Here is a 24,473-nt window from a genome sequence, read left to right as displayed (position 1 = left end):
ATGAAACCTCCAATGTCAATTCAATAAAACTACATATGTAGTTATGTTAATGCTACGATTGTAGTTTGATAATGTCAACATGTTTGGTGAAGAAAATTTTCTCGGTTTAGTTACATGCAGTATACTTGTACCGCTTGTGGGAATGTTGATCTGCAAAAGAACTCATGCCATCCTGTTTTCCAGAGCTGTATGGGCCTGTCCGCAAGTCCTGAAGCTGACGCAAATGTTATTTTTTCACCGCTGCTTTCAAAATCTCGACCTTCTGTTTTCTGGACATATCCAAAGAGGAGGTTGAAATGCTGTATTCGAATTTGCCGCCATCATTCCAAAAAACGTATTTTGGAAAGACATGCGCCGGCAGCTTATCATTAAAGAAACCTTTCTTCTTGCTTCCCTCCGAGTCTGCCGCATACTTGGAAAAGCCCAGCGTGTCTTTTCCGCTCGCATATTTAAGACGGATGCTTGCCACCTCTTTCCAATCGATCTTTTTCGCATAGATGGGCTTTCCGCTCTTCTTGCCTTCGGCCCTTACCTCATCAACGAACTTTCCTTCGGTCGGACCTTCAATGACCGCTGATAAAAACTTGTATCCCTTTGGCAGGTTGGCAGGCTGCTTCAAGATGGACCCCTTCAGAGTTGAGGCTTTTTTCAAGTAGTCCTCGTATGAAGTGAATTCATGTATCCCTCCCCAAAAGCTAATATCAAATCCGCTATTTAATTTTGGGTACTTATGATACAGAACGTACATATCACCCGACTCTTGGGTCAACTCCTTCACTCTCTGGATCTCATCCTCGATAAGCCTTTTTTCCTCTGCAGAGATAGACTTGGCTGTTTCGGCTGCTTTCTTGACAGTAGCTTTTGGGGCTTTTTCGTAGGATTGCGCCTTCGCCGCGAGGTTTACGGAAGAACCCATTAATAAAATGCTGCTTAGTGTCGCGATTGCTACTTTCGTTGCTGCTTTCATTTGGTAATACTCCTCTCCTATTAATTTTTATCCACAAACTACAGATGTAGTTGCAAATCAATACTACAACTGTAGTTCAATTATGTCAACACAGTTTGTGCAGAAAAATTTTTGGGGTTTGGTTGAATACAGAAAAAAGAGCCCATGCAATCTTATTTCAGACTGCATGGGCTTGTGTATAAAACCTATGGCGCTACGTTCTTGTTCTCCGGCAAAATCAATCGAGCTAAGGTGTATCCCACCACCCCGCCTGAACATCTCATTTTTATCGGCCCACAACAAAAGCCGAGCTTGTAAACCAAGCCCGGCATCTCATTATTCGAATGACCAGCAGTTCAGACTCAAACTGCCATATTGGTAAGATTGAAACAATCGCTTTGCCTTGCGGCCGTTGTCGGCAGCACCCATTGCATAGAACAAAGGGACAAAATGCTCCCGTCCATAAGAAGGGACAGCATCGCTGGCATGAGGCGCTTTTTTGTCAAACGCAAACAGATGATTCAGATTCCATTCCGTCAGCTGCTCCGCGATCCATTCATCGAATGCAGCCGCCCATTCATCAGGCTCATCGCTCTCGTGCACCATCCGCAGATTGTGCACCAAACCGCCGCTCCCGATAATCAGGATGCCTTCTTCACGCAAATCGGACAGCATCGTACCGATGGAATATTGTTCGTGCGGCGAGCGCTTGGAGTCCACGGACAAGGCCACCACGGGAATATTCGCATCGGGGTACATTTTGCGCAGAATGACCCATACCCCATGGTCCAGACCACGGCCGGTCTCGGCTTTGGCATGCAGATTGTTAGACTCAAAACGCTTACGAATCTGAGCTGCCAGCTCTGCGCTGCCTGGGGCAGGATACGTGATTCGGTACATTTCCTCGGGAAATCCATAAAAATCATGCATCGTGCCATGCTCGGCGTCTTCAGTAAGCCGCTGATCCGGATCGTCCCAATGGGCAGAAAATACAGCTATGCCCCTAGGCGTAGGCAGCTCCCGCCCCAACTGCTCAAGGAAGCGGGTGTACTCGTTGTCCTCCAGGGCCATCATCGGCGAACCATGGGCAATAAATAAAGCAGGTAACGTCATCGATGCCACCTCCAGCTTCAAAATCAAGGGACAACTCTATTGTACCGTTAAATCGCCCATTATGCCAAATAACTCCCTTAAATCATCCAGTGCTGCCACTCCTGCTGAATGTTCTCCTGCTCGTTCAACCAATCCCGTGTCCGCTGAAGCAGCAGCTCGCGCTGGGGTCCGGCAGAGTACGTGTGATCGGCCTGGAAGATAATCTCCTTATCGCAGCGGCCTTCCTGGCGCATCCAGAACACTTTTTGGTACAAAAATGCGTAATCCACCGGAATGACCTCATCCGAGGTACCATGTATCACCAGCACATTGCCCGTAAACTTGATTGCTTCCTGGAAAGGCTGACCCTGTGCCAGCGATTCGAAAAAGACCGGGGTAAACGAGTATCCCAAATAATCGGCGGATCCCGACTTGACAGAGGTGTCGTATACATCGCGACCGGTGATTTTGACGATATCGTTGAACGGATATCCTACCGCAGACCACAGGATCAGATTCTTCACCCGCCGATCCCGAACGGCGGTTTGCAGGGCGACAGCGCCGCCCAAGCTATGCCCGATGAGTGTGATGCGCGTCGGATCGACATCGGTGCAGCTGAGTCCATAATCGAGGACGGAACGCGTCTGGGCAATCATCGAATCGAGACCCTCGCTGCCATAATTGCCCGAGCTCTCCCCGCATCCGATATAGTCGAACCGAATCACCATGTACCCGTCTTCGGCAAACGCACGTGCCGTTTTGACAAACAGCCGGTCCACGCCGATCCGGCTTCCAACGAAGCCGTGGCAGATAATGACCAGCGGGATCCGATTGCACCGGCCTCCTTGAGCCGCTTCCTTCAACGGGTAATGGATGGTTGCCGTAAGTTCCTCTTGATTATGCCGGATTGTAATTTGCCGCTCCATGCCGATTCCTCCTTGCGATAACACGCCGTAATCATAATATAAATAATTCCGATAAGTTTAATGTGAATTAATTAAACTTATCTTAGCATCGTGATTATGGATTGTCAACGCATGGCAGATCGACAAACACGGCATATTTCTTCACGCCTGAATTAATTGTTCCTTCCAGCTTTCGCACCGCACTCTCAGCCTTACTCGTAGCTCTGGCGGAACATGGCATGGGTCTCTTCGCGCCCGCTCCAATCGTTCATCCAGGTCTTCCCGACGGGGTCGTTCTCCCATAAGCTTGATGCGGACAGATCTGTTTCATCACCCTCGGAGGCGTATCCCCCTTCAGGCTGGCCAAATATCCCATCCGCTGTACTGCTGCCTGCAACAACCTCTTGCCCATTGGCCGGCACAGCGTCTCCCCCATGCAATTCATCGTCAAAAAAGTTAGCACTCACCTGAGAACTCCTCCTTCTTATCCCTAAAGTGATTAGGGTGTCGTCTATAGATTCAGAATGCTTATTATTGTGAAATAGGAACGGCGGAATTATACCTAGTTCACGAATACGACATGGAATTTTCGGACTACCTTGCATTGCAAGTATGTTGTTGGTATGATATATTGCATAACAAGGTAGTCGACAGTTTGTCACTCGTCATTTATCATTTTCAATTGGCAGCCCAGCCTCCATTTGCCCGACTACCTTGCATAGCAATATACTTGAAGGAGGATAATCCTATTCATGACCACCCAAAGTCAGATGCTAAAAGGCATTCTCGAAGGCTGCATTCTCTCGCTCATGGAGCATCGGGAGGTATACGGTTATGAGCTTAGCACGCTGTTGGAAGACAGCGGGCTAACGTTTGTGAGCGAAGGCAGCATTTATCCCCTGCTGCTTCGCATGCAGAAAGAGCAGTTAGTCGAAGGGACACTTCGGCCTGCGCCCGGTGCCGGGGGGCCCCCCCGCAAATACTACAATTTGACCGATAAAGGCCGACAGGTTCTTCAACAATTCAAGGAGCATTGGGGAACGCTTAAAGATAGTGTGGACCACATTCTAACCCGCGGAGGACAGTGAACATGAATACCAAACAGATGATTAAAGAGAACAATCGACTCCAGGATGCCATGAAACCAAACAACCTGAGCTATTACCAGGACATGGTGGTCTATATCCGCAGCAGCTCGGTGCAGGAGCAAAAAGGCGAGGAGCTGCTGCTCGAAATCGCCCAGCACCTGCTGGACGCCCAAGCCAAAGGCAAAAGCGCCGAGGACGTATTCGGAAGCGATCCCGAATCCTACTGCAAAGAGCTGGTAGAACAGCTGCCAAAAATGAAGGGCCTCAGTAGTCTCCAATATCATCTCATGATCCCGTGGATTGCCTTAACCTGGTTTTTCTTCGTCCAAGCGCTGGTCGGGTTCATCACGATGTGGGCCGGGGGACCGGTTGAACGCATGACGCAGGTCCGTATTTCTACCCTGATTCTGATAGCAGGCGGTTCCTATGTGCTGATCCACGCATTGTTAAGATCGATGAAGAGCGACACCTTCAAGCCGGAGGAGGACAAGCGCAAGATTAATGTCCGCAATATGGGGATTTATGTCGCCATCACCGTATTGATTCTGGTTGCCGGCGTGTGGCTGGGGCGGCTGCTGCCGGTTCTGACGATTGCGCCATGGATCAGTCTCGTCATATTCCTGGTCGGAATCGCCGGGACGAAGCTTCTTTTTTCGAGCAAATAATACAATCTCGTCATGAATTCTCGGCTTGCGCATAACAAAATCTTTAATATTTTTTCGTACATTGTAAACTAATGTTCTATAGAAGATGATAGGATAAGGGTAATGTGTGGTAAGGGAGGAATATATATGTCAAAATCCAAAAAATCCGCGATTGCTGCCATCCTTGCACTTATTCTAACGATCCAGACCGGCGTCATCGCTAACGCAGCACCTGCATCCGTATCCCAAGCTGGTTCAACCGCAGTTTCAAGCAAAGCTACCGCCTTCGGCAATGCAGTGTACAACAAAGCGAGTAAACTTCTGAAGGAAACTGACGTGGCTTATGCCAAGGCCTACATCACCAAGCATATCCGCAGCGTTACCCCGTATCAGGCGACCATGCTGGTCCTCAAACTGGAGAATGCGATGAACGATGCACTCCCGGCAAAAACCGATAAGGTGTATGAAATCGGCATTCAGGATAAGCTGATGAACCTGTACAAATTCGGGGAGCCGATTAACACGACCATAAACAAAGCCAAGGACGACACGCTTCGGAAGGTGCTCATCAACCTGCGGGACAGCGGCTACAGACTGTATACGACCGAAGGCGTCATCTTCCCGATTATCGACTATACGACACTGAAACCATACAAGCCTTACATCAATAAGGATCTTCAAGCCTACATCGACATCATGATTGTGGAGTCCGAGAAGCCTGCGGTCAGTGATGCCGCCTTGGTCATCCCTTGGTCCGAGGTCATTGAACGTGGACTCGCGCAGGAGGCTTTTATCACGACATATCCTAAATCAAACCGGACCGCTGACGTGAAGCTGAAGCTTCGGTTTACGGAGCTGAGCTTATTCTACGGTTATAACAATACGCCGCTATTCAAGTACGAGGACAATCTACTTGATCCGGAAGTGCGGCAAGCCTTCGATAGCGTGCTCAAGGACAGCGACGCCGTCTCCAAAAGCCCTCTCCTGAAAAAGCTGAAGTCCTGGTCTGAAGTGCTTGAGAGCAACAAGGACAAGTTGACCCAGGAAGTGGAGCAGTATCGTGCGAAGGCGGTTCCGCTTGACTAGAGGAACGAGCCACAAATTCACCAACGTTAAACAAGACTGATAACCTAGTGAATAGCTATCAAAAAAAGCCGGATTCCCGTTTGTAGGAGAATCCGGCTTTTATACGTGGTCTGTGCCTATTTATCGCGGTCTGTGTACCTCTTAAATCAGCAGATTGAACAGGTTCATGTTCTTGTTCAGCTCTGTATAATCCAGACCCTTGCGCTGCATCCGCTCTACCAGCGGACCGTAATCCTCGGGCCTTAACAGCTCGATGCCCACCAGGGCAGGCCCGTCTTCCTTGTTATGCTTCTTCGTGTATTCGAAGCGTGCGATATCGTCGTCGGGACCCAGCACTTCTTCCAGAAACTCGCGGAGTGCTCCCGCACGCTGCGGGAAGTTGATCATGAAGTAATGCTTCAGCCCTTCATAAATCAAGGAACGCTCCTTGATTTCCTGCATCCGGTCGATATCGTTATTGCCGCCGCTGATGATGCATACGACCGTTTTTCCGCGAATCCGGTCCCGGTTCATATCCAGCGCCGCCACGGCCAGCGACCCGGCAGGCTCTACAACGATTGCATTTTCGTTATACAGCTCCAGGATGGTGGTGCAGGCTTTTCCTTCCGGTACCGTCACGATGTCATCGACAAGCTCGCAGCAGATATCGTAGGTCAGCTGCCCGACACGCTTAACGGCTGCGCCATCCACGAATTTGTCGATCTCGTGCATGGTGACCACCTCACCCTGCTTCTTGGCCTCGATCATGGACGCTGCGCCGAGCGGTTCAACGCCAATCACTTGCGTCGTTGGGCTGACGGTTTTGACATATGTTGCCACGCCTGCGGCAAGACCGCCGCCGCCAATGGTGACAAACATATAATCAGCCGGAGCGTCCAGCTCCTCCATAACTTCCATCCCGATCGTGCCGTTGCCCGCGATGATCTTCGCTTCATCGAACGGGTGAATAAAGGTCATGCCATACTCATCACAAGCCTTGATCGCCTCAGCATAAGCATCGTCGAAGGTATCGCCTGTCAAAATGACCTCGACACTGCCCCCGCCAAAACGCTTCACCTGCTTCACCTTCTGATTCGGGGTTGTACTCGGCATATAAATCTTGCCTCTAATATTCAGCGCATTACAGGAGAAAGCCACCCCTTGCGCATGGTTTCCCGCACTCGCGCACACGATCCCGTTACCACGTTCCTCGTCTGACAAGCTGCGAATCATATTGTAAGCGCCGCGGATCTTGAAGGAGCGAACCACCTGCAAGTCCTCGCGCTTCAAATACACTTCGCAGTCATACTTGGCTGACAGCACAGCGTCGCGCTGCAGTGGCGTCCGCACGATCACTTCACGAAGCACGTGGTGTGCGCGTACGATATCCTCCATGCTGACTGCCCGTTTTGCCGTATACGTCTCTTCCATTCTCTCGATCACACTCCCACTTCGCTGCCAGGTAAACGTTGATCCTTCCGCTACCCTCATTTACGTATTTCTATCATTGTATCACTTTTCATGAAAATATCCCGCCCTTTTCTGGCAAGCTTTCGGAAACTGGAGATGTTTTCAAGATCAGGAGGCCTGAATTCCAGTCGAATTCAGACCGCCCGCTTCTCTGACGCATTCCGCGAAAGCGGCAAACGCCTTGCTGCGGAATGATTCATTGCGACGGAGTAGCCGAGTCGTGGCACTGCGATACTCTTCCGGTACGGGGTAGGCCGTTAATCCTGGATCGGACCAAGGAATCGCCGATGCCGGCAGAAGCGCGCAGCCCAGTTTGGCCCGTACGCAGCTGAGCATCGTCTCCAATGTGCTGATTTCGATCATGTTCGCTGCGGCGATCCCTTCGCTGCTAAGCCATTCTTCGTTAGACTTCCGGAACGGACATCCCTTGGGAAATACGATCCAAGAAGCACCCGTTAGTTCGAATGCCTTGAATGTCCCCTCTTCTTCGGATTCCTCCGACGAAGCAAGCAGCGACACCTCCTCCCGGATTTCCAGCTCGCTCACAAGCAGCGACATATCATAATCACCGGTAATGAACGCACCGTCCAATCTACGGCTGAGCATGCCTTCATAATGCTGTGGAGATGTTCCGCTAACGAGAGATAGCGCGACCTCCGGGTAGGTTCGTTGAAAGTGGGACAAGGCCTGAATAAAGGATGGCGATGTCGCCATCGTCTCCACGACGCCGATCACAAGCGGACCGCATGGATAGGGCGGCTCCTTCACGGCGGCAACGGCTTCCTCAGCCATGTCTAGAATCTCCTTGGCATATCGATAGAGAACGAGCCCCCTTTCCGTGGGAGTGACTCCTTTGGGATGCCTATCGAACAAAGGAACACCCAGCTCGGACTCCAGCTTGCGAATGCGCGCCGTCACGTTGGATTGCACATACCCCATCTTCTCGGCAGCACCTGATACGCTGCCTTCCTCCACGATGACGGCGATCGTCCTCAGATCCGTTAAGTCCATCCAGCACACCTTCTTGGTATCATTTTTTTTGATACATGTATTATTTTCTATCATTTTACAGTATAGACCATGCGAAATACAATCAGAACATACCCACTAACAAGCGTCGGTCGCCATAAGAGTGATCAACCATTAAGGAGGACAAAACCATGCATTCATATCCCAACCTGCTAACCGAAGCTTCATTAGGATCTTTGAAACTGTCCAATCGGGCCGTACTCTCGCCCATGACTAGAACGAGCGCGGAGCCAAATGGCTTGGCAAACGACCGAATGGTCCGATACTATCAGAGATTCGCAAAGGGCGGGTTCGGTCTGATCATTACGGAAGGCCTTTATCCGGATGACGTTCAGAGCCAAAGCTATCTCAACCAACCCGGCATGGCGAATGACCAGCAGGCCGCGTCCTGGAAGCCTGTCATCGAAGCTGTTCATCGGGAGGGAAGTAAAATCATTGCGCAGTTGATGCACGCCGGGGCCCTGGTTCAGCATGAGCGATTCATCCCGGTCGCGCCTTCAGCGGTGAAGCCGGTGGGCGCCATGCTTGAGGACCATGGAGGAAGCGGAGAATTCGCCACCCCTCGGGAGTTAACGCAGCCTCAGATTAAACAAACGATCCAGGATTTTGCGCAAGTGGCACTCCGCGCCAAGGCTGCTGGATTCGACGGGGTTGAAATCCATGCGGCAAACGGCTATTTGCTCGATCAATTCCTAACCGATTACACCAACCGCAGAACGGATGAATACGGCGGGTCCACGGAGAATCGGATTCGAATTGTCGTTGAGGTGTTGGAAGCCATTCGGGCAGCCGTTGGCCCGGATTATACCGTTGGCGTGCGGATTTCCCAGGGCAAGGTGAACGATTTCCATCATAAGTGGGCTCAGGGAGTTGAGGATGCTAAGACAATATTCGAACAATTGAGCGGGGCCTCACCATCTTACATTCACACGACGGAGTACAAAGCTTACGCCCCCGCTTTCGCTGATGGCGAGACCACCTTAGCCGAGCTTGCCGCAACATACGGCGGTCTTCCCGTCATCGCGAACGGCAAACTCGGCGAGCCGGCGGTCGCAGAACGAATCTTGGCTTCTGGCCATGCACATTTCGTTGCGATCGGCACCAGCGCCTTAGTCAACCCGGATTGGGTGAATAAAGCTCGGGCAGGGACAGAGTTGCGGCCCTTTAATCACCAATTTCTGCAGCCCATCGCCACGATCAGGGAGGATGAGGTGCTTCTATGAAGCACACGAAAGCCGGGGTTATCAATCCCCCGGCTTTTGTAGTTTAGATTTATATGAAGGCGAATGACGGCATGCCCGTTAGTCCATCGGAATCACGATGACTTTCCCCGTCTGTGTCGTTATTTTAATCTCACGCTGGCCGATTTCTACACCCAGACCCTTTGTTACGGCAACCATGGAAGGCTCCTCGACGACGTGAGGACCTGGATCGCCGTGCACAGCCGATATGAGCCAATGGGTTCCGGGTTCGAGCGCCGCCATCAACGTAGGAATGACGGTGCGGGGACGCAGGAGATTGGTATTGGCATGGGGATAGATGAGCTCTGCCGTATCGTAACCGAGCATGCCATAGATGGCGCTCGTGCCGAAGGTGCCGGAAGCCGATGCTGCCCCTTCTCCCGCCATGGAGCTGTTTAAAGATCCCAAGCCTAAAGCAAACCCGCCTTCTGCAGCATCAAGCATTCTTCCCGTGCTGATCCGATGGATGCGAATATGCCAAGGGAGCCCCGCCGCTATCCAGGTCCGTACCTCCACGTCTCTCCACGGCTTCCATCGTGCATACAGCACGTGCTCCTGAATCCATGTTTCTTCGCATAAGCGCTTGACCCGGAACAGCCGATCACCTTCGCTAAGCGCCAGCATGGAATCGTAAGCCCCCTGGGCCAGTCCCCATTCCGCCCTCGGAACGCTGAATGCAAAGGCGGTTGAGTAAACAAACTTCTCGTACTTGGCGGAAGTATGCGTATGCTCGTTCGTAGACGGATGGCCCGTATTGAACGCGGCCACATGGCCGGTCTGCTGATCCCGGCAAAACACCAGATGCGCTTGATCCTGCACCGAAATATCTCCCGTCTCCGGCAGTTCCTGCTCCTCGGCCGTCCAGAACGGATGCTCGTCCGGCAAAGCCAGGATCAGGAACGTCTTCAGCGACCAGTACACGGAGCCGGCCGCGTTATAATTCTCCGACATGATCCGGTTTGGGTACGCGTAGCCGATCGTCAACACGCCGTCCCGGTCGAATATGGGCTGCTGAAACCACCATCTGAGATTTCTCAGGATCAGCCCTTTTAGCTCACCCGGACGAAACCCTTCCAGCCCGGCATAGGCCGCAGCCGACCAGAACGCCGACTGGGCAAAGCGGTACGTCAAGCTGCGCCCATAAGGAACGGCCGCCCCGTCGGGGGCGAACCAGTGGACGAAATCGCGGGCAAACAAAGCTGCCCGCTCCCTGTAGCGCCCGGCGCGTTCCGGGTCCTCCTCTCCCATCAGCTGCGCATAGATCAGACCGTAGAAGTGAAAGGCATACGGCACGTAATAATCGCTGTGCCCCCCGATTCCGTCGCTGTACCAGCCTGCATCCAGATAGAATTCCTCAATGCGCTGGAGATTGTTCTCCAGCTGCTCAGCATCGTACGGCAAGCCTGCTTTGAGGAAGCCAACGTTGACAAACACATGGAAAAATAGCCAATTGCAATCATGACAAGGGTGATGGTTGATCTGATCAAGCCACTGATAGAGGTTGCTCCTCTCCTTCTCGTTCAGCCGCTGCCAGATTCGCTCCGGAATGAGGGCGAAAGCCAATCCGAATACCGCCATCTCCACCAGCCGTTGGTCATAATCATTCACCTTTCCCCAATACTCCGCATGCGTCGGATCCGTCCCTGAACGTATCCCTTGGAGAGACAGCTCCCACAGATCCCCATGGGATCCGCCGGCAACGGCGGGTACGAGTCCCCACAGGACTCGCGAGAAACCCTCCATCTCCGCAATATCGGCATAGGCGTCGGCTCCCGATCGTTCAAGGATTAATCGTGCTCGCCCCTCGCTGTACCTTTTATTCAGAGGCTCGAGCAGTTGGGTTAGTGCTTCCTGCACATCGTCTCTTGTTCGCAGCGGATTCCGGGCAACCGGATGGGTCAAGCCGCCATCGGGATTCCCCGTTGCCTGTATGCTCATCTTCCATTCTCACTCCATTTCCGGAATGCTTCTGTTATTCATTACCTGTACTTCTACATCTCTTATCCTCTTACACGCATGTACTTTTTTTACGTCATTCCCAGTAAAACGGCCCCTTCCCTCTCAGCCGCGCCACGCCTTCCACAAAGAAAAAGTCGCCATAAATTAAGGGCACGTCGATATTCCGTCCTTCCGGATAATGACTGGTCCCATGAAGAATCAAGCCTTCCTCCCCATCGTTGTCCCATGTACCGTAATTCCGGTACAGCGATTCCAAAATCCGGACCGCGGATTCCCGGTATACGGCTGCCTGTCCCTGATCCACCTGGTCGGCCAGAAGCAGCAGCCCGCTGGCGGCGCAGGCTCCGGCGGACGAATCCCGGTAGATGCGGGCTTCATCCGGCGCGCGGAAGTCCCAGTATGGCACATGGTCTTCCGGAAGGTTCGCCAGGAAGAAATGCGCCACCGTTTTGGCGGTATCGAGGTATATCGACTTGCCCGTATGATGGTAGGCAAGCGTTAAGCCGTAGATCGCCCACGCCGTCCCCCTAGACCAGGCGGATTCGGGCGCAAAGCCCTGCCCGCCGATCCCTTCCACACGTTCACCGGTAGCCGGATCGTATCGAACGATATGATATACGGAACCGTCCGGCCGGACGAAGTCCCGGACCACCGTGTCCATATGGGCTTCGGCAATATGCCGGTAGCGGGGATCGCCGCTGAGCTCGGAGGCCAAAAACAACAAGGGCGTATTCATGGCGCAATCGATGATGGCAAGCCCGGCGTTATCCTCCCCTTCCGACCATGGATTCCAGGCTCGAATATATTGGCCCTTCAGGTTTAATCGTGCAGCCAGGTAGTTAGCCGCCTTGAGCGCGCGTACCTTGGACTCTTCGCTGCCGGTCAGCTTGTAGGAAGCCATACTCGTTAACGTCCACATGAAACCGAGATCGTGATCCAGTCGTACATATTGGTTCAGCACGTCATCCAAAATGAGCTCGCACTGCTCGGCGGTCGTTCTAAACTCCGCCCGGCCGCTGTCATTGTACAGAAGCCACAGCATCCCAGGCCAAAAGCCGGCCGTCCACCAATGCGGCGGCTCCAGCTGGTAGACTCCATTCTGGCTGGCATGCGGAAACCCCGCCCCAATCCGCGTTACGTTTCGACGCGTCTTCGCAAGCGACTTCTCCCAGGCCTCCGTCAACCAATCCAAAGCGATCTCCGTTTTCATTCCTCTCCACTCCTGTTCATATGAATTGAAACCTAAAGTCGATATTCGCATGCAAACCGGGGGTCTTCACTTTAAAATCAACGGCATACCAAGATGATTCCTTGCCGAAGTGGTCACGGAAGACATGGCTTGTCAGCTCAGGCTCCACCAGCTTGCTGTCATATTGGATCAGCAGGCCTGGCCTGTCATCTAAGGCCTGAACAACTTCTGATCCTCCTGCCTCTGCTTGCTCATAAGTACCCGGTGCCCGCAACCTAACAACCTGCCGGCCATCCATCAGCACCAGCTCGGGCTGTTTCCTGGTGACGATCCGCTCCACCAGACTCTCCGGGGGTGAATCGAACGTAAACCGGTCGCTCAGCGTCAGCCCTGGCCGATCCCCCTTCTTGTTCCACTCCAGCGTCCTCGTGAATGACTGAAGCGCCGGAACCCGGTAGGCCGAGGCCAGCTCAAGCGCAAGCCGATCCACGGCTTCGCCCGTCACGGCTTCCCTTACAACCGCGGCGCTATCCGGGCCCTCTTGCTGGTAATGGCCGTCGATGATCGGCACGGAGTGTCCTTGGGAGCCGTTGCAATCATAGCCATACCGTCCTTCGCCGAAATACTCCGCCGTGTACTCGCCGCAGCCGAGGTCCGAGCACCATACTTCCCCGGCGCCGTAAAGGATAAAATGCCCGAGATCATTATGGTTGTGCGGCTCGCCGTTGCTGCCGCCCTTGGCGGCAAACGCGTACACTTCGTCTCCATGGGAGCTGCGGGAGATCAGCCACTGGGCATCAGGCAAATAATAACTCGCCTCTCCCCAATCGCTTCCCGCCAGCAAGGGGTTCCGCCAGATCAGGTTGCGCAAGGCCGGAGCCCAGCGGCTGCAATGGTCGTCGCGGTAAGCCGACCGGAGAGACTGCGGCGGAGACTCGAAGTCTCCGTACAATCCGGTCAGATAATGAGACAAGCCGATGTGCACCTTGCTTTCCGGTTGCGAATCGGAGAAGTTGACGACGGCCTTGCCTGCCAAAAAGCCCTTTTGCTGAAACAAGGCGATGCGGCCTACCTTCTCGGCACGGAACCAGTCCAGCTCGCCTCGGGTGCGCTTGCGCAGCAAATCGGCATAATACACGAAATACCCGAACCCGTAATTCCAGTATCCCAGCCCTTCCAGACAAGCTCCATCGGGGCCAAAGCCCTGCAGATAATAGTCCATGCACCGCTCCGTCTTCAGCAGAATCTTTGCAAGAGATTCCCCGCTTTCCATAAGCAGCAGCGCGGCAGAGCCGATGGAACCGGCACAGACGGCTGACCAATTATGCGTCGCGGTCTCCCAGCCGTGCTCATGGCTTAGGAAAGGGGTGAACAACCGCGCTTCAACCTCCTCCTCGATTCTTGAGATCAGCAGCGAAGGCAGATGGTCCCGCAGCAGCATGCGGATTTCGCTGAGGGTAAACCCGGTCTCGGCGCTGAACAGATCAATCGTCCCTTTGATGCCGCCCGGCGATTCCGCGTTCAGATGCGCCGGTAGACACCAGGTATACTCATCGCAGATGGACCAGACCATCTCCTGGAGAGCCGTCCGGTACGCTTCCTTATCAGGCTCGAGAAGGGTCAACAGGGCATACGTATTCAAGCGGAGCCTTCGCTCGAAATAAACCTTCTCATAGTCCAGCCTCGTTCCATGCCGGGCAAACCGGGTGAATAAGTCATAGGTCAGCGGCGGATTCGGGACAGACAGCAGCCGTTCCCCTTCCTCGCGAATCTCGGATATGTCCTGCTCGTAATCCCCGCTTCGCTGAATGCCTTCCCAGAAGGATCTCTGGTCCCTGCCTTGGTAATACATCCGCCGATCGGCGGGAGCCATCCCGTTCACAATCGTTGTCAGCTCCTGCATTCTGTTCATCGGACTAAGGCCTCCTCCCCATTTCGGCGCCCGTTCAGACGCCCGTTTCATCTCCCGTTCAACCGTTCCGGAACTCTACAGGGGTCACCCCCGCATAAGCCTTGAATGTCTTGCTGAAATAACTCACATTGTCGTAAGCCAGACTTTCGCAGATTTCCCCGACCGTGCGGTCCGTCTGCCGCAGCAGCTCCTTGGCTCGCTCCATCTTCATCCGGGTGACGTATTCGATGAAGGTGACCCCCGTTTCTTTCTTGAACATGCGGCTGAAATAGCTCGGATTCAGGTGCAGACAGCCCGCAACTTCATCCAGCGTGATCCTCTGATCAAGCCGAAGGGACACGTATTTGCAGGCCTCCGCCACTTCCGATCTTCTGCTGCCCCCGAATCCCCGATCCATGGCCTGCATGGTGGATTCCAAATAATCGTGAAGCCAGGATTTCAGCTCGTTCAAGGAATCCATGTCCATGATCTCTTTGTGCAGCGCATCGGCCGTATAAGCGGGTGACAACGAATGCAGAAGATGAAGCCTCAGCTTCAGATCCAGCAGAAGCTTCAACACCCAGTCCTTGACCGATTCCGGTGCGTACCGCTTGCCTTGAATCCATGCGATCCACCGATCGACCGTATCGCGCACCGCGCCGGAGCCTTTGCCGAGCAGCGATTCCCGCAGCTCCGAGCTGGCCCGGTCATAATAAACGAAGAGATCGGGATCCCCATGCAGACTGTTCTGTTCAAGCGTTCCGTTCAGTTTCGTTATCTCCTGCGGCTCCAGATAGAATCGTTGCTGCCGGCTGGCCAACAGTTCATTGAGCCCTGCCTTTAAACTTTCTGGATCAGCGCACCCCCGGCCGATCAGGAACGACATGCGGATTCGCAGCACGCGCTCGAGCATCCGCTGCACCTCCTTCAGGCAGGCGGCGGCATCATCGTAAATGTTGCTGCCCAAGCCGGGGCGATACGAGAACAGGAGCAGCGAAGACTTTGCATCGTATATGACATGGACCGCACTCGGATTCAGCTGCTCCAGCACCTCCCGCAGCACGTTGCCCAGGGCAAAATGCAGCGTCTGGTTGGAGGCGAAGCGGTGCTTGATATCCCGGACATCCTCCAGGTGCCCGACGACGGGAAGGCAGTGGGAACCCGGCTTCAATATCCCGTACTCCGACAGCTCATGCCGCCATTTTTCGGGTGACAGCAGGGGCTGGTGTATGAAATTTTTGAGGCTCTGCTCCTTCCGCAGCTCCTTGGATTCGTCCACCAGATGGATCATCCGCGACCGTTCCCAGCCCTTCTGTGCTTCCTCGTCCATTGCCTGCTTGAAGCGCCTCAGCAGCTGTGCCAGCTCCTCGGGGTCGAGCGTATCCTTCAGCAGATAATCCTGCACGTTCAGGCGCATAGCCTGCTGGGCATATTGGAATTCGTTATGGCAGGACAGAATGGCGATCCGCACATCGGCTTTCACTTCTTTGATGCGTGCGGACAGCTCGAGCCCGTTCATTTTGGGCATGCCGATATCCGTAATCAGGATGTCCGGAGGCGAAGACTTCGCATCCTCCCAGGCACTCATGCCGTTCTCATAACTTCCCATCAGATTCAAACCCAGCTCATTCCACGATATGGCCTCCGACAACAGCTCGATGACGGGATAATCATCGTCCACCAGCATCACGTTATACATCCGCATTCCCTCTTTCCGGTATAAACATCTCGATCACCGTTCCCTGGCCAGGCTCGCTGTAAACGTGACATTGAAAAGCCTCGCCGAACACCATACTCATCCGTTCCATCACATTTTGAAGACCGATATGGGAGAAGCTGCCTCCGCTTGCCTCTTCCTGCGTCGAGGAACCGGCGGAGCCGCCTTGGATTCTGCGGGCAATCGACTCCCTGATGGCTTCATCCATGCCGATGCCGTCGTCCTTCACCGCCAGCACGAGGTGCCTGCCCTTCATGACGGCTGCAATCCGGATCATCCCTGCCTGCTGGTTGAGCCCATGGATTAATGCATTCTCCACGATCGGCTGCAGGAAAAAGCGCGGCACCTTAAAGAGGAAAGCCTCCGGCGCGATATCCAGCTCCAGCCTGACCTCCTCCTTCTGCCGGAGGTTCATCAGGGCCACATAATGCGAGATCAGGTCGATTTCTTCGTGAAGCGCAATCTCGTCCTCCTCGCGGCTGATCGTCATGCGGAGCAGCACGGACAGGGAGCCGATCATCTTGGCGCTTTCGGGATCGCCCCGTTTCATGACCTTCATCCGGATCGAATTCAGGACATTGAACAGAAAGTGGGGATGGATCTGGGCTTGTAGCATTCGGAGCTCCGCTTTTCGTTTTCTCGCCTGGTTCTCGGATATTTCCGAAATCATGGCTTTGAACCGGTCCAGCATGTCGTCGAATAAATGACCGAGCCGACCAACCTCATCATTGCCATGAACATTCGACCTTACTTCCAGATTTCCGCGCTGCACGGCGGTTGCCACTTTGCCAAGCTTGACCAACGGCTTCGTAAACGCGCGGACAAGGGCAATGAGCAGCAGCAGAAAGATCAGAAAGAAACACATCTGAAACCAGAACACCCGGTTAAAAATCGAGTTGATATTGACGATCGCATCCTTGTACGGCTGCATCAGCACCAGGCGCCATCCGGCAAACGGAATGTCCTGGTGTACCATCAGCTGTTTCTCCCCCTTCATCGGTACGATCGAATACGGCTTATCTTGATCCAACTCATCAAGATAAGCAAAGGTCGTTCCGATCTGGTTCTGATAACTGCCGGAAACGATCGTTCCCTTGGCATCCAGCAGCACCATATCGTTGCCTTCCGAAAGGGAGTTGAAGATCCCGCTGATCTGATCCTCCATGAACGTTACGATCACGTAGCCGTATATCTCGGAATCCGGCAGCCTGAGCGTGCGCACCACCGATAGCTGCGTCGGATGATCGATTTGGTCGGGGAGGAACATCGTGGCCTCCGGCTCCGTCCATAGAGACTCCAAGCCTTGCAGCTCCGAAATCCGGCTGAACCAAGGGCGCTGCCTGTAATCGAGCGGATTGTAATCGCTTACGGAATAATTCATGTAATAGGAGCCGTTCTCTAGGATGACGGTCACATAACTTTTCTCTCCGACGACCGTCAAGCTGAAAAGATGCTCCAAAACCCGGTTGGAGTCCATAAATCTGCGGTAAGGATCCGGGTCTTCGTTGCCGGAGACCACCTGCTTGAAGTAAGAATTCAACCCGGAATTCATCTGTATATAGTTGGCGATATTGATTTTGCTTAAAAGCAGATTCGTCACCGATCCGCGGACCAGCTGGAGGGCATCGCTTGCGTTGGATACCGCCTGCTGCCTCAAGGCTTCCTTCGTTAACGAATTATACAAAATCAAGCTGACGATGGCGGGAACGACGATGCAGGTGATGGCAGCTAATATCAGCTTATGCCTGATGGAGCTCGGGATCAGGCTCTTGAGTCGTGCGGGCATAGGATCCACCTCGGGTATGGCGTGACGGGAATGATGTACGCGAATTCAAAAAAAGGGACGAAGAATTCCGTCCCGATTTTTTTGTCTATTATACCAGATCATTTTTTGTTGGATTCTATAATTTTGTTCACTCGCTCCTGCGAATTCGCAACGGTCTGGTCGATATCCTGATTGCCCAGGATCAGCTTCTCATACTCCTCGTTCACCGCCTCGTACACTTCCGCCTGATAAGGTGCCGGAGGCACGATGGCAGAGGCCTTCGAAGCGACCAAGGTGTCCACAAGCGATTTCTTGTCTACCTTCTCTGGACTCTTCGTGGCCGACAGAATGGTGTCGATGATCTCTTCCACCTGTTCGGTTTTCACCTGCTGCCAGGCCGGAATGTTCTTGCCCTGCACGATTTGCCCTTCCGTTGTGTACCAGCGGACGAATTTATAAGCTTCTTCCTTATGCTTGGTCTTGGCCGCCACCGCCACGTAATCCGTGGTTACCGGCGTAAGCCCCGTTGGATCGCCTTTCTCGTTTTTCGGGAATGGGGCAACGGCGACATTGAAGTCCAGCGGCACTTTATCCGTTCCGCCGATCTCCGTGTTCATCCAGCTGCCAATCGTGATCATGCTCGCGGATTGATTGAAGAATTGCGTCCGGTAATTCAGCTTCTGGGAGATCATATCCGTGTACGGCACCGAGGATTGGTCCTCCTTCTCCATCCGCACGCGCAGCTCCAGCGTCTTCCTGAAGGTCGGGTTATCCAGATTGGAAGAGCCGTCGGCCTTCAAATAATCGGTATCTTGGGGCTGATTCGCCATCATCAGCTTCAGAAACTCCAGCCATCCTCCCCCTTGCGGACCATGGAAGTATGTTCCGTAGCGCTTTGACGCTCCTTCGCCTTGGGTCAATTTTTTGGCATAATCCGCATATTCGTCCCAGGTCCAGTCCGTCGGAACCGGCAGTCCCGCTTCCTCCAGATGATCCTTGTTCAGCAGCACATACCACGGGTTGAACTTGCCGGGCAGCGCGTAGACTTTGCCGTCGAGGCGTGTATCTACTTTATAATCCGTTTCCACGCTGTAGCCGTCCTTCGCAATGAAGTCATCCAGCGGCTCGGCCATGCCGAGCGCCACCCTCTGCGCGTAACCCGCCGGATCGCTGAACATCAGAATGTCCATCTGGGCCGAAGATGCCGCCTCCAGGTCGAGCTTCTTGAACGCCTCCTGCGTATCCCCCTTCTCGCTGAGCTGGACCAGCTCAATGGTCACGCCCGGCGTTGCCTCTTCATAGGCCTGGATCGTTTTCTTCCAATTGTAAGCTTCCTCCGTGCCATAGGTGTACAGCCTCAGATTGGTCTTGCCCCCGCCTTGTTCGGAACCCTCTTGCGCCGCATTCTCCTTCGCTCCGCCGCAGCCGGACAGCAGGCCGATCACCATTGCAGCCGTAAGAACGCCTGACCACCATTTCTTGTTCATCATTGTCTATAACCCTCCCCATTGATATCAATATCGGTATGTAAGGTCGTGACGATTCTAGCTGTAACTATCCCCATTATATAGAGCGCTTACATCTTAACCATAAAACAATCTTTACTGATGTTGGAACTATTTTTACCCCATTCATTCCCGGGCTCTTAACCCTTGACCCCGCCCAGCGCGATGCCCTCGATGACACTCTTCTGGCCGATGATAAAAACGATCAGCAGCGGGAAGATCGCCGACACGGCAGCAGCCATAATCAGGGAATAGAATTCTCCGCTCAAGGACGTGAATTTCTGCATCGCCAGCGGAATCGTGAACAGCCGGTCCGTCCGCAGGAAGATGAGCGGATTCTGATAATCGTTCCACGTCCAGATGAAACGCAGGATCGCATACGTGGCAACAGCGGGCTTCACCAGCGGCAGTGCAATCGACCAGAAGATTCGCGGATGGTTCGCGCCGTCGATTTTGGCGGATTCGATGAATTCCTGATGCACGCCCATGAAGAATTGCCTGAGCATAAACGTTCCGAGCACGCTGAAGCTTCCCAGCATAATGAGGCCGAAATGGTTATCGAACAGCCCGATGTTGCGGTACAGAATAAACTGCGGGATCAGGATGGCCTGGCCGGGAATCATGTAGGTCACCAGCACGATGATGAACAGCCAATTGCCGGCGGCAAACCGGATTTTGGAGAAGCCGTAGGCCGCCAGGGCGGATACCATGGCCGAGATGATTGTGGTCAGTATGCTGACCTTGATCGAGTTCCAGTAATAGAGATAGAAAGGATAATCGCCGAACCATACCTCCTTATAATTCTCGATGGCGTTCCACTCCCGCGGAATCCACTGGATCGGATATACGAATACGTCTTTCTCCACCTTAAAGGATGTAACCAGCATCCATATAAAAGGAAGGAGAAACAGAATGCTCACCGCGAACATCGCGATCGTAACGATGAGCTTGCGCCAGTCGACGCCGACTCTTGTCCCCATATAGCGCCCTCCTTCCTAGTAGTTGACCCACTTCTTCTGAGCAGCCCACTGACCCAGCGTAATCAGCATGACAAAACCGAACAGAACCGCGGCAATGGACGATGCGTAACCAACCTTCAGGTTGACGAATGCCGTATCGTATAAATACCAGACCATCATGGTTGTCGATCCGATCGGTCCGCCTTGGGTCATAACAGCAATAATATCAAAGACCTTAAACGTGGAGATGACGCCCGTCACCAGCAGGAAAAATGACGTTGGCGACAGCAGGGGCAGCGTAATGCGTCTGAACTTGGTCCACCCGTTCGCTCCATCGATATCCGCCGCCTCGTACAGATCCTTCGGAATGGACTGCAGCCCGGCGATATAGATAATCAGATTGAAGCCGATGGAAATCCAGATCGATATCAGCATGATGGAAATCAGCGCGAAATTCGGATCTGCGATCCACTTGGGCGGATCGGATATCCCGAGCGTCCGGAGGATTTCGTTGATCGGCCCGTAGGACGGCTGGAAGAGCACCTGCCATACGACGGCCACCGCCACGATGTTGGATATGTAGGGCATGAAGTAGGCCACTTTAAAATAGCCCTTCATATAGACAAACCGGTCGATCAGGATGGCCAGCACCATCGAGATTATCATGTAGACCGGAACCGTCAAGAGAAACAAGATGTTGTTGCGCACCGACTTGATAAACATGTCATCCTCCAGCAGCTGGCGGAAGTTCTGAAACCCGACCCACTGGATGCCATCCCAGCCTTGCACGAAATTCCAATCGGCAAAACCCAGCACGAGCGTAGCCAATATCGGAAACAGCACCAATATGATGACGCCGATCAGCATCGGGCTTACGAATGCGATCCCCCATAGGTTCTCACCCCGCTGCAAGGATCCCCGGGATCTGTGTCCCCGCGCAGGCTGGGTGCCATGCTTCTTCATCGTCTCCATTGTCTGTGCCATGTCGGACCCCCCTCGATTCTTATTCGATGGGTTAAGTATAAAAAAAATACCGCCAGCGTTTTGACGGTTTTTTGATCATATTCGCTTTCATTTTTACTTATTAGGTAAGGAATGCATGGTGCTTGTATATCATGGCATCCTTGGTATTAGAGGAACTTCTCCTTAAACCAGGCAGCGGCCATCCCAACCTCTGCACGGCTCAGCTGATGCCCCCCGTTCTCCCAATGCAGCTTCACGTCCGCCCCTGCTGCACTTAGCATTTCATTCAGGTCCTCGCTCTCCTGCGGGGTGCACATCGGATCGTGACGACCGGCCGCGATGAAGACGGGAATGCCAGTCAAATCCGGTAAGGCCTTATCCCGCAGCGGAACCATCGGATGGTGGAGGATAGCCCCTTGCAGCGCATCTCCCTCGTGGAACAGCAGGCTTGCGGCAATGTTGGCGCCGTTCGAATAACCAAACGCTACGATACGGCTGCGGTCAAAACTGTATTCGGCGGCTGCCCAATTCAGGAATTCATTCAGGTCCTGCGTGCGTTTCACGAGATCTTCTACGTCGAATACGCCTTCAGCGAGACGACGGAAAAATCTTGGCATGCCGTTCTCCAGAACATTTCCGCGGACGCCGAGCACATTCGATGCGGGCGAGATCATCTCGGCCAGCGGCAGCAAATCCTCCTCATTCCCTCCGGTACCGTGCAGCAATAGTAAGGTTGGTGCCTCCGGAGAAGTTCCTTGGCGGTAAATATGCGTATGTTCCATGTGTATTGTCTCCTTTCGATTGGTTATATGGTTAGATTCCGTATCAACGAATGTTAGATTTCCCTTGAATAGCCCAATAGGACCATAGGCTACCCTAAAAATCACATTATAAACTAGGCTGCAATCCCTCTAGAGACTGCGCTGGAATCTCTTACTAATATCTTAAATTTAAGATTCTTTAAATACATAATACCACGGAATTATAAAAATGCAACAGCATTCCTTCCGCATCCCGGTCAGAGTTGCACTCGGAGATGCTTTGTCGGCATTATTCTCAGCCTTTGACAAATGAAAAGAGAGGAAGCCTCCATATGGAAGACTTCCTCTCCTGTTTGTATTCTCTATATGATTCCGTACGTGTTCCCCCGTAACATCACTCATTATATCAAAAGATAGGTATAATGTCAGTGGATGTTTTGGCATTTCTCACAATTTTTTTGTGATTTCATTAGGTATTATTCCAGTTGTCTGGATGTAAAAGCATATAATTAGAAAAACTGTAATCGTTTAGTCAACGCGCCTCTCGGCACGGCAAAGGCTTGTGCCCGCTTGAAGTTCACCGGAGCCCCCCTCACAATCGTGAGCGCTTTGTAATATTCGATAAACGGGAAGCCATACGTCTCCCCACGCGCATAAGCATACACGTTCATGGCTCTCACCCAAGTTTCATAGGCGTCGTCCGGAATATCGATAAACACCTCAGGGTGAAAATCGTACGGGTCCTCCCAATTGTCCGCATAGTATAAATGCTGGGCATAATGGGCCGGAAGCTCTCGTTCAATCGTCTTAAGCCCTGCATAGAAGCGGGCGTCCTCCACAATGTAATGGGTATTGGAGTGGTCCTTGTGGATGCTCTCCTTCCAATGCGTGATGATGATATCGGGCTTCACTTCCCGTATGACGTCCGCTACCTGATATTTCACTTCCTCATCGAGCGGCAGCTCGGCATCCTTGTAAGCAAGGAAACGGACATCCGCGCCAACGATATCGGCAAATTGGTGAGCTTCGTCAATCTTCTGCTTCGCGTAATCCTCCGGCGTCAGACGAGGGTGTCCCTTCTCCCCTGGCGTTAAGTGAAGAAACGTTGCTTTGTGGCCAGCTTGTGTGTATTTGGCGATCACGGCGCCCGCCGTAAGATCCATATCGCCCGCATGTCCGCCAATCGCCAAAATATGATGCTGCTTTGCTTCCGTCAAATCGGATCTCCCCTTTGTATGGAAAATAGTAGAATCTATTGAAGCGTTTTGCTCATAATATCGAACCGGCGCGTCACATTAAATCCGGCCTTGCGGTACAGATGCCCTGCCGGGCTTTGTTCGCCCGTCCAGAGGAACCAGGCTCCATGCAGCCCCTGCGCCCGCATGAGGGCGAGGCAATCATATAACAGAATTTTCCCCAACCCCTTCCCTTGCATCGACGGGTCCACGCCAAACGGACCAAATCGTTCAGCCACGCCTTCATATCCGTTATGCAGGCAGAATCCCACCAGCTTTCCTTGATCGCGCGCGATCAGGATCTGATCCGTTGTTAATCGCTGCAGCAATCCCTCGCGAATCGCCCGGCCCCAATCCGGGTTAAAAACGTCCGTCGCAAAATCGATCAGCTCCACCAAATCGCTGTCCTGAGCCAGCATGAAGGTGAAGCCTTCTTGCTCACGCTGCCGCTTTAATTCCGCAACCTCCGGCGGCATACGAAAATCGACCAGGGAGCGATCCATCGCAACCGCCGTATAATTGCGGGTAAAGCCGCTTGCCGCAAGCCACGCCAAGCCCTCCGGATAGCGCTCGCCATCGATTCCAGGAACGATATAATTCGGGGCATACGAGGAGAAAAAGACTTTGCTGCGTCCATGATCGCGAAGATAGTCTTCGCCGTCCTGCAGCAGCCGCGATGCCACCCCCTGTCTCCGAACCGATGGATCGGTATAGAAGAAGGTGATCCACCCGCGATCCGGCTCCAGTTCGGTTCCGATCATCGGCAGCCTCCGGCGTACCGCATACAGTACGCCTACCAAGCGGCCCTCCTGCTCCGCAATCCGCAGTCCTTGCCGATCAAAGTTCGGATCAAGCAGCACCAAGTTCCGAAAGCGAAGCCGAGTCATGGGATCTCCCGGTAGACAGGCATTCCACAGGGTAGTGATAGCGTCTTCGTCTCCAGGCCGGTAAGCCCTGTAGGCCAAACTCATCATTGCATATTCCCTCCTTATTGTCGTAATGCTTCAGATTTTCTTGGATTCGCTTCCATTGCCGCGAAACGATGCCGA

The 24,473-nt window shown here is 53.2% G+C and carries 21 protein-coding genes; 4 read left to right on the top strand and 17 right to left on the bottom strand.

Annotation, left to right across the window (positions count from 1 at the left end; translation table 11 throughout):
- Positions 1-226: 226 nt before the first annotated feature.
- The 4 genes from MKY82_RS05055 to MKY82_RS05040 all read right to left on the bottom strand — a co-directional run bounded on the left by MKY82_RS05055 (position 227) and on the right by MKY82_RS05040 (position 3,410).
- Positions 227-967 (bottom strand): hypothetical protein, encoded by a 741-nt coding sequence (locus MKY82_RS05055; protein WP_339295624.1) that lies wholly within the window; start codon positions 965-967, stop codon positions 227-229.
- 315 nt (positions 968-1,282) lie between these two features.
- Positions 1,283-2,059, bottom strand: a complete 777-nt coding sequence (locus tag MKY82_RS05050) for a class III extradiol ring-cleavage dioxygenase (protein ID WP_339295623.1) — start codon at positions 2,057-2,059, stop codon at positions 1,283-1,285.
- A 77-nt stretch (positions 2,060-2,136) separates the two neighbouring features.
- Positions 2,137-2,964 (bottom strand): alpha/beta fold hydrolase, encoded by an 828-nt coding sequence (locus MKY82_RS05045; protein WP_071221519.1) that lies wholly within the window; start codon positions 2,962-2,964, stop codon positions 2,137-2,139.
- A gap of 191 nt (positions 2,965-3,155) precedes the next feature.
- On the bottom strand, positions 3,156-3,410 hold the full coding sequence (locus tag MKY82_RS05040; protein WP_220686502.1) for a hypothetical protein: 255 nt from the start codon (positions 3,408-3,410) through the stop codon (positions 3,156-3,158).
- 285 nt (positions 3,411-3,695) lie between these two features.
- On the opposite strand from MKY82_RS05040, the gene MKY82_RS05035 reads away from it, so the two are divergent.
- From MKY82_RS05035 to MKY82_RS05025, 3 genes are all read left to right on the top strand, one after another.
- Entirely contained in the window at positions 3,696-4,031 is a 336-nt protein-coding gene (locus MKY82_RS05035; protein WP_339295622.1) for a PadR family transcriptional regulator, read from the top strand.
- A 2-nt stretch (positions 4,032-4,033) separates the two neighbouring features.
- Positions 4,034-4,696, top strand: coding sequence for a DUF1129 family protein (locus MKY82_RS05030; RefSeq protein ID WP_194541004.1), 663 nt, complete (start codon positions 4,034-4,036; stop codon positions 4,694-4,696).
- 126 nt (positions 4,697-4,822) lie between these two features.
- On the top strand, positions 4,823-5,761 hold the full coding sequence (locus MKY82_RS05025) for a hypothetical protein (protein WP_339295621.1): 939 nt from the start codon (positions 4,823-4,825) through the stop codon (positions 5,759-5,761).
- A 141-nt stretch (positions 5,762-5,902) separates the two neighbouring features.
- Here MKY82_RS05025 and ilvA read toward each other — a convergent pair whose 3' ends face one another.
- Complete coding sequence (ilvA, locus tag MKY82_RS05020; RefSeq protein ID WP_071221525.1) at positions 5,903-7,171, bottom strand: threonine ammonia-lyase IlvA; 1,269 nt, start codon at positions 7,169-7,171, stop codon at positions 5,903-5,905.
- Between the two features lie 147 nt (positions 7,172-7,318).
- Positions 7,319-8,221, bottom strand: coding sequence for a LysR family transcriptional regulator (locus MKY82_RS05015; RefSeq protein ID WP_339295620.1), 903 nt, complete (start codon positions 8,219-8,221; stop codon positions 7,319-7,321).
- Positions 8,222-8,370: 149 nt separating this feature from the next.
- Between MKY82_RS05015 and MKY82_RS05010 the strand changes: the two genes are divergently transcribed.
- Positions 8,371-9,462: an NADH:flavin oxidoreductase gene (locus MKY82_RS05010; protein WP_339295619.1), complete on the top strand. Its 1,092-nt coding sequence runs from the start codon at positions 8,371-8,373 to the stop codon at positions 9,460-9,462.
- A 78-nt stretch (positions 9,463-9,540) separates the two neighbouring features.
- Here MKY82_RS05010 and MKY82_RS05005 read toward each other — a convergent pair whose 3' ends face one another.
- The 11 genes from MKY82_RS05005 to MKY82_RS04955 form a co-directional block, all read right to left on the bottom strand.
- The gene (locus MKY82_RS05005) at positions 9,541-11,418 is read right to left on the bottom strand and encodes a DUF2264 domain-containing protein (protein WP_339295618.1); all 1,878 of its coding nucleotides are present in this window, start codon (positions 11,416-11,418) and stop codon (positions 9,541-9,543) included.
- 94 nt (positions 11,419-11,512) lie between these two features.
- Entirely contained in the window at positions 11,513-12,649 is a 1,137-nt protein-coding gene (locus MKY82_RS05000; protein WP_339295617.1) for a glycoside hydrolase family 88 protein, read from the bottom strand.
- Positions 12,650-12,665: 16 nt separating this feature from the next.
- The gene (locus tag MKY82_RS04995; protein ID WP_339295616.1) at positions 12,666-14,540 is read right to left on the bottom strand and encodes a heparinase II/III family protein; all 1,875 of its coding nucleotides are present in this window, start codon (positions 14,538-14,540) and stop codon (positions 12,666-12,668) included.
- Positions 14,541-14,598: 58 nt separating this feature from the next.
- Entirely contained in the window at positions 14,599-16,218 is a 1,620-nt protein-coding gene (locus MKY82_RS04990; RefSeq protein ID WP_339295615.1) for a helix-turn-helix domain-containing protein, read from the bottom strand.
- A complete protein-coding gene (locus MKY82_RS04985) occupies positions 16,211-18,022 on the bottom strand; it encodes a histidine kinase (RefSeq protein WP_339295614.1) in 1,812 nt (603 codons plus the stop codon). Before MKY82_RS04985 ends, MKY82_RS04990 begins: the two co-directional genes overlap by 8 nt.
- A 98-nt stretch (positions 18,023-18,120) precedes the next feature.
- Complete coding sequence (locus MKY82_RS04980; protein ID WP_339295613.1) at positions 18,121-19,491, bottom strand: sugar ABC transporter substrate-binding protein; 1,371 nt, start codon at positions 19,489-19,491, stop codon at positions 18,121-18,123.
- 155 nt (positions 19,492-19,646) lie between these two features.
- Positions 19,647-20,486: a carbohydrate ABC transporter permease gene (locus MKY82_RS04975; protein ID WP_113061534.1), complete on the bottom strand. Its 840-nt coding sequence runs from the start codon at positions 20,484-20,486 to the stop codon at positions 19,647-19,649.
- A gap of 15 nt (positions 20,487-20,501) precedes the next feature.
- Positions 20,502-21,449 (bottom strand): sugar ABC transporter permease, encoded by a 948-nt coding sequence (locus MKY82_RS04970; RefSeq protein WP_071221538.1) that lies wholly within the window; start codon positions 21,447-21,449, stop codon positions 20,502-20,504.
- A gap of 146 nt (positions 21,450-21,595) precedes the next feature.
- The gene (locus MKY82_RS04965; RefSeq protein WP_339295612.1) at positions 21,596-22,210 is read right to left on the bottom strand and encodes an alpha/beta hydrolase; all 615 of its coding nucleotides are present in this window, start codon (positions 22,208-22,210) and stop codon (positions 21,596-21,598) included.
- Positions 22,211-22,698: 488 nt separating this feature from the next.
- On the bottom strand, positions 22,699-23,406 hold the full coding sequence (locus MKY82_RS04960; RefSeq protein WP_220686512.1) for a PIG-L family deacetylase: 708 nt from the start codon (positions 23,404-23,406) through the stop codon (positions 22,699-22,701).
- A gap of 35 nt (positions 23,407-23,441) precedes the next feature.
- The gene (locus tag MKY82_RS04955) at positions 23,442-24,398 is read right to left on the bottom strand and encodes a GNAT family N-acetyltransferase (protein ID WP_220686513.1); all 957 of its coding nucleotides are present in this window, start codon (positions 24,396-24,398) and stop codon (positions 23,442-23,444) included.
- Positions 24,399-24,473 lie beyond the last annotated feature (75 nt).

The organism is Paenibacillus sp. FSL W7-1279 (assembly GCF_037969845.1).
Classification (GTDB): Bacteria; Bacillota; Bacilli; order Paenibacillales; family Paenibacillaceae; genus Paenibacillus_AQ.
Note: the sequence above shows the minus strand (reverse complement) of the source record. Positions and strands in the feature narration are given on the sequence as shown.

Bases quoted from the DNA above. Each gene is read 5' to 3' on its own strand.
- MKY82_RS05055 (WP_339295624.1), bottom strand. From the start codon at position 967: ATGAAAGCAGCAACGAAAGTAGCAATCGCGACACTAAGCAGCATTTTA.
- MKY82_RS05050 (WP_339295623.1), bottom strand. From the start codon at position 2,059: ATGACGTTACCTGCTTTATTTATTGCCCATGGTTCGCCGATGATGGCC.
- MKY82_RS05045 (WP_071221519.1), bottom strand. From the start codon at position 2,964: ATGGAGCGGCAAATTACAATCCGGCATAATCAAGAGGAACTTACGGCA.
- MKY82_RS05035 (WP_339295622.1), top strand. From the start codon at position 3,696: ATGACCACCCAAAGTCAGATGCTAAAAGGCATTCTCGAAGGCTGCATT.
- MKY82_RS05030 (WP_194541004.1), top strand. From the start codon at position 4,034: ATGAATACCAAACAGATGATTAAAGAGAACAATCGACTCCAGGATGCC.
- MKY82_RS05025 (WP_339295621.1), top strand. From the start codon at position 4,823: ATGTCAAAATCCAAAAAATCCGCGATTGCTGCCATCCTTGCACTTATT.
- ilvA (WP_071221525.1), bottom strand. From the start codon at position 7,171: ATGGAAGAGACGTATACGGCAAAACGGGCAGTCAGCATGGAGGATATC.
- MKY82_RS05015 (WP_339295620.1), bottom strand. From the start codon at position 8,221: ATGGACTTAACGGATCTGAGGACGATCGCCGTCATCGTGGAGGAAGGC.
- MKY82_RS05010 (WP_339295619.1), top strand. From the start codon at position 8,371: ATGCATTCATATCCCAACCTGCTAACCGAAGCTTCATTAGGATCTTTG.
- MKY82_RS05005 (WP_339295618.1), bottom strand. From the start codon at position 11,418: ATGAGCATACAGGCAACGGGGAATCCCGATGGCGGCTTGACCCATCCG.
- MKY82_RS05000 (WP_339295617.1), bottom strand. From the start codon at position 12,649: ATGAAAACGGAGATCGCTTTGGATTGGTTGACGGAGGCCTGGGAGAAG.
- MKY82_RS04995 (WP_339295616.1), bottom strand. From the start codon at position 14,540: ATGAACAGAATGCAGGAGCTGACAACGATTGTGAACGGGATGGCTCCC.
- MKY82_RS04990 (WP_339295615.1), bottom strand. From the start codon at position 16,218: ATGTATAACGTGATGCTGGTGGACGATGATTATCCCGTCATCGAGCTG.
- MKY82_RS04985 (WP_339295614.1), bottom strand. From the start codon at position 18,022: ATGCCCGCACGACTCAAGAGCCTGATCCCGAGCTCCATCAGGCATAAG.
- MKY82_RS04980 (WP_339295613.1), bottom strand. From the start codon at position 19,491: ATGATGAACAAGAAATGGTGGTCAGGCGTTCTTACGGCTGCAATGGTG.
- MKY82_RS04975 (WP_113061534.1), bottom strand. From the start codon at position 20,486: ATGGGGACAAGAGTCGGCGTCGACTGGCGCAAGCTCATCGTTACGATC.
- MKY82_RS04970 (WP_071221538.1), bottom strand. From the start codon at position 21,449: ATGGCACAGACAATGGAGACGATGAAGAAGCATGGCACCCAGCCTGCG.
- MKY82_RS04965 (WP_339295612.1), bottom strand. From the start codon at position 22,210: ATGGAACATACGCATATTTACCGCCAAGGAACTTCTCCGGAGGCACCA.
- MKY82_RS04955 (WP_220686513.1), bottom strand. From the start codon at position 24,398: ATGATGAGTTTGGCCTACAGGGCTTACCGGCCTGGAGACGAAGACGCT.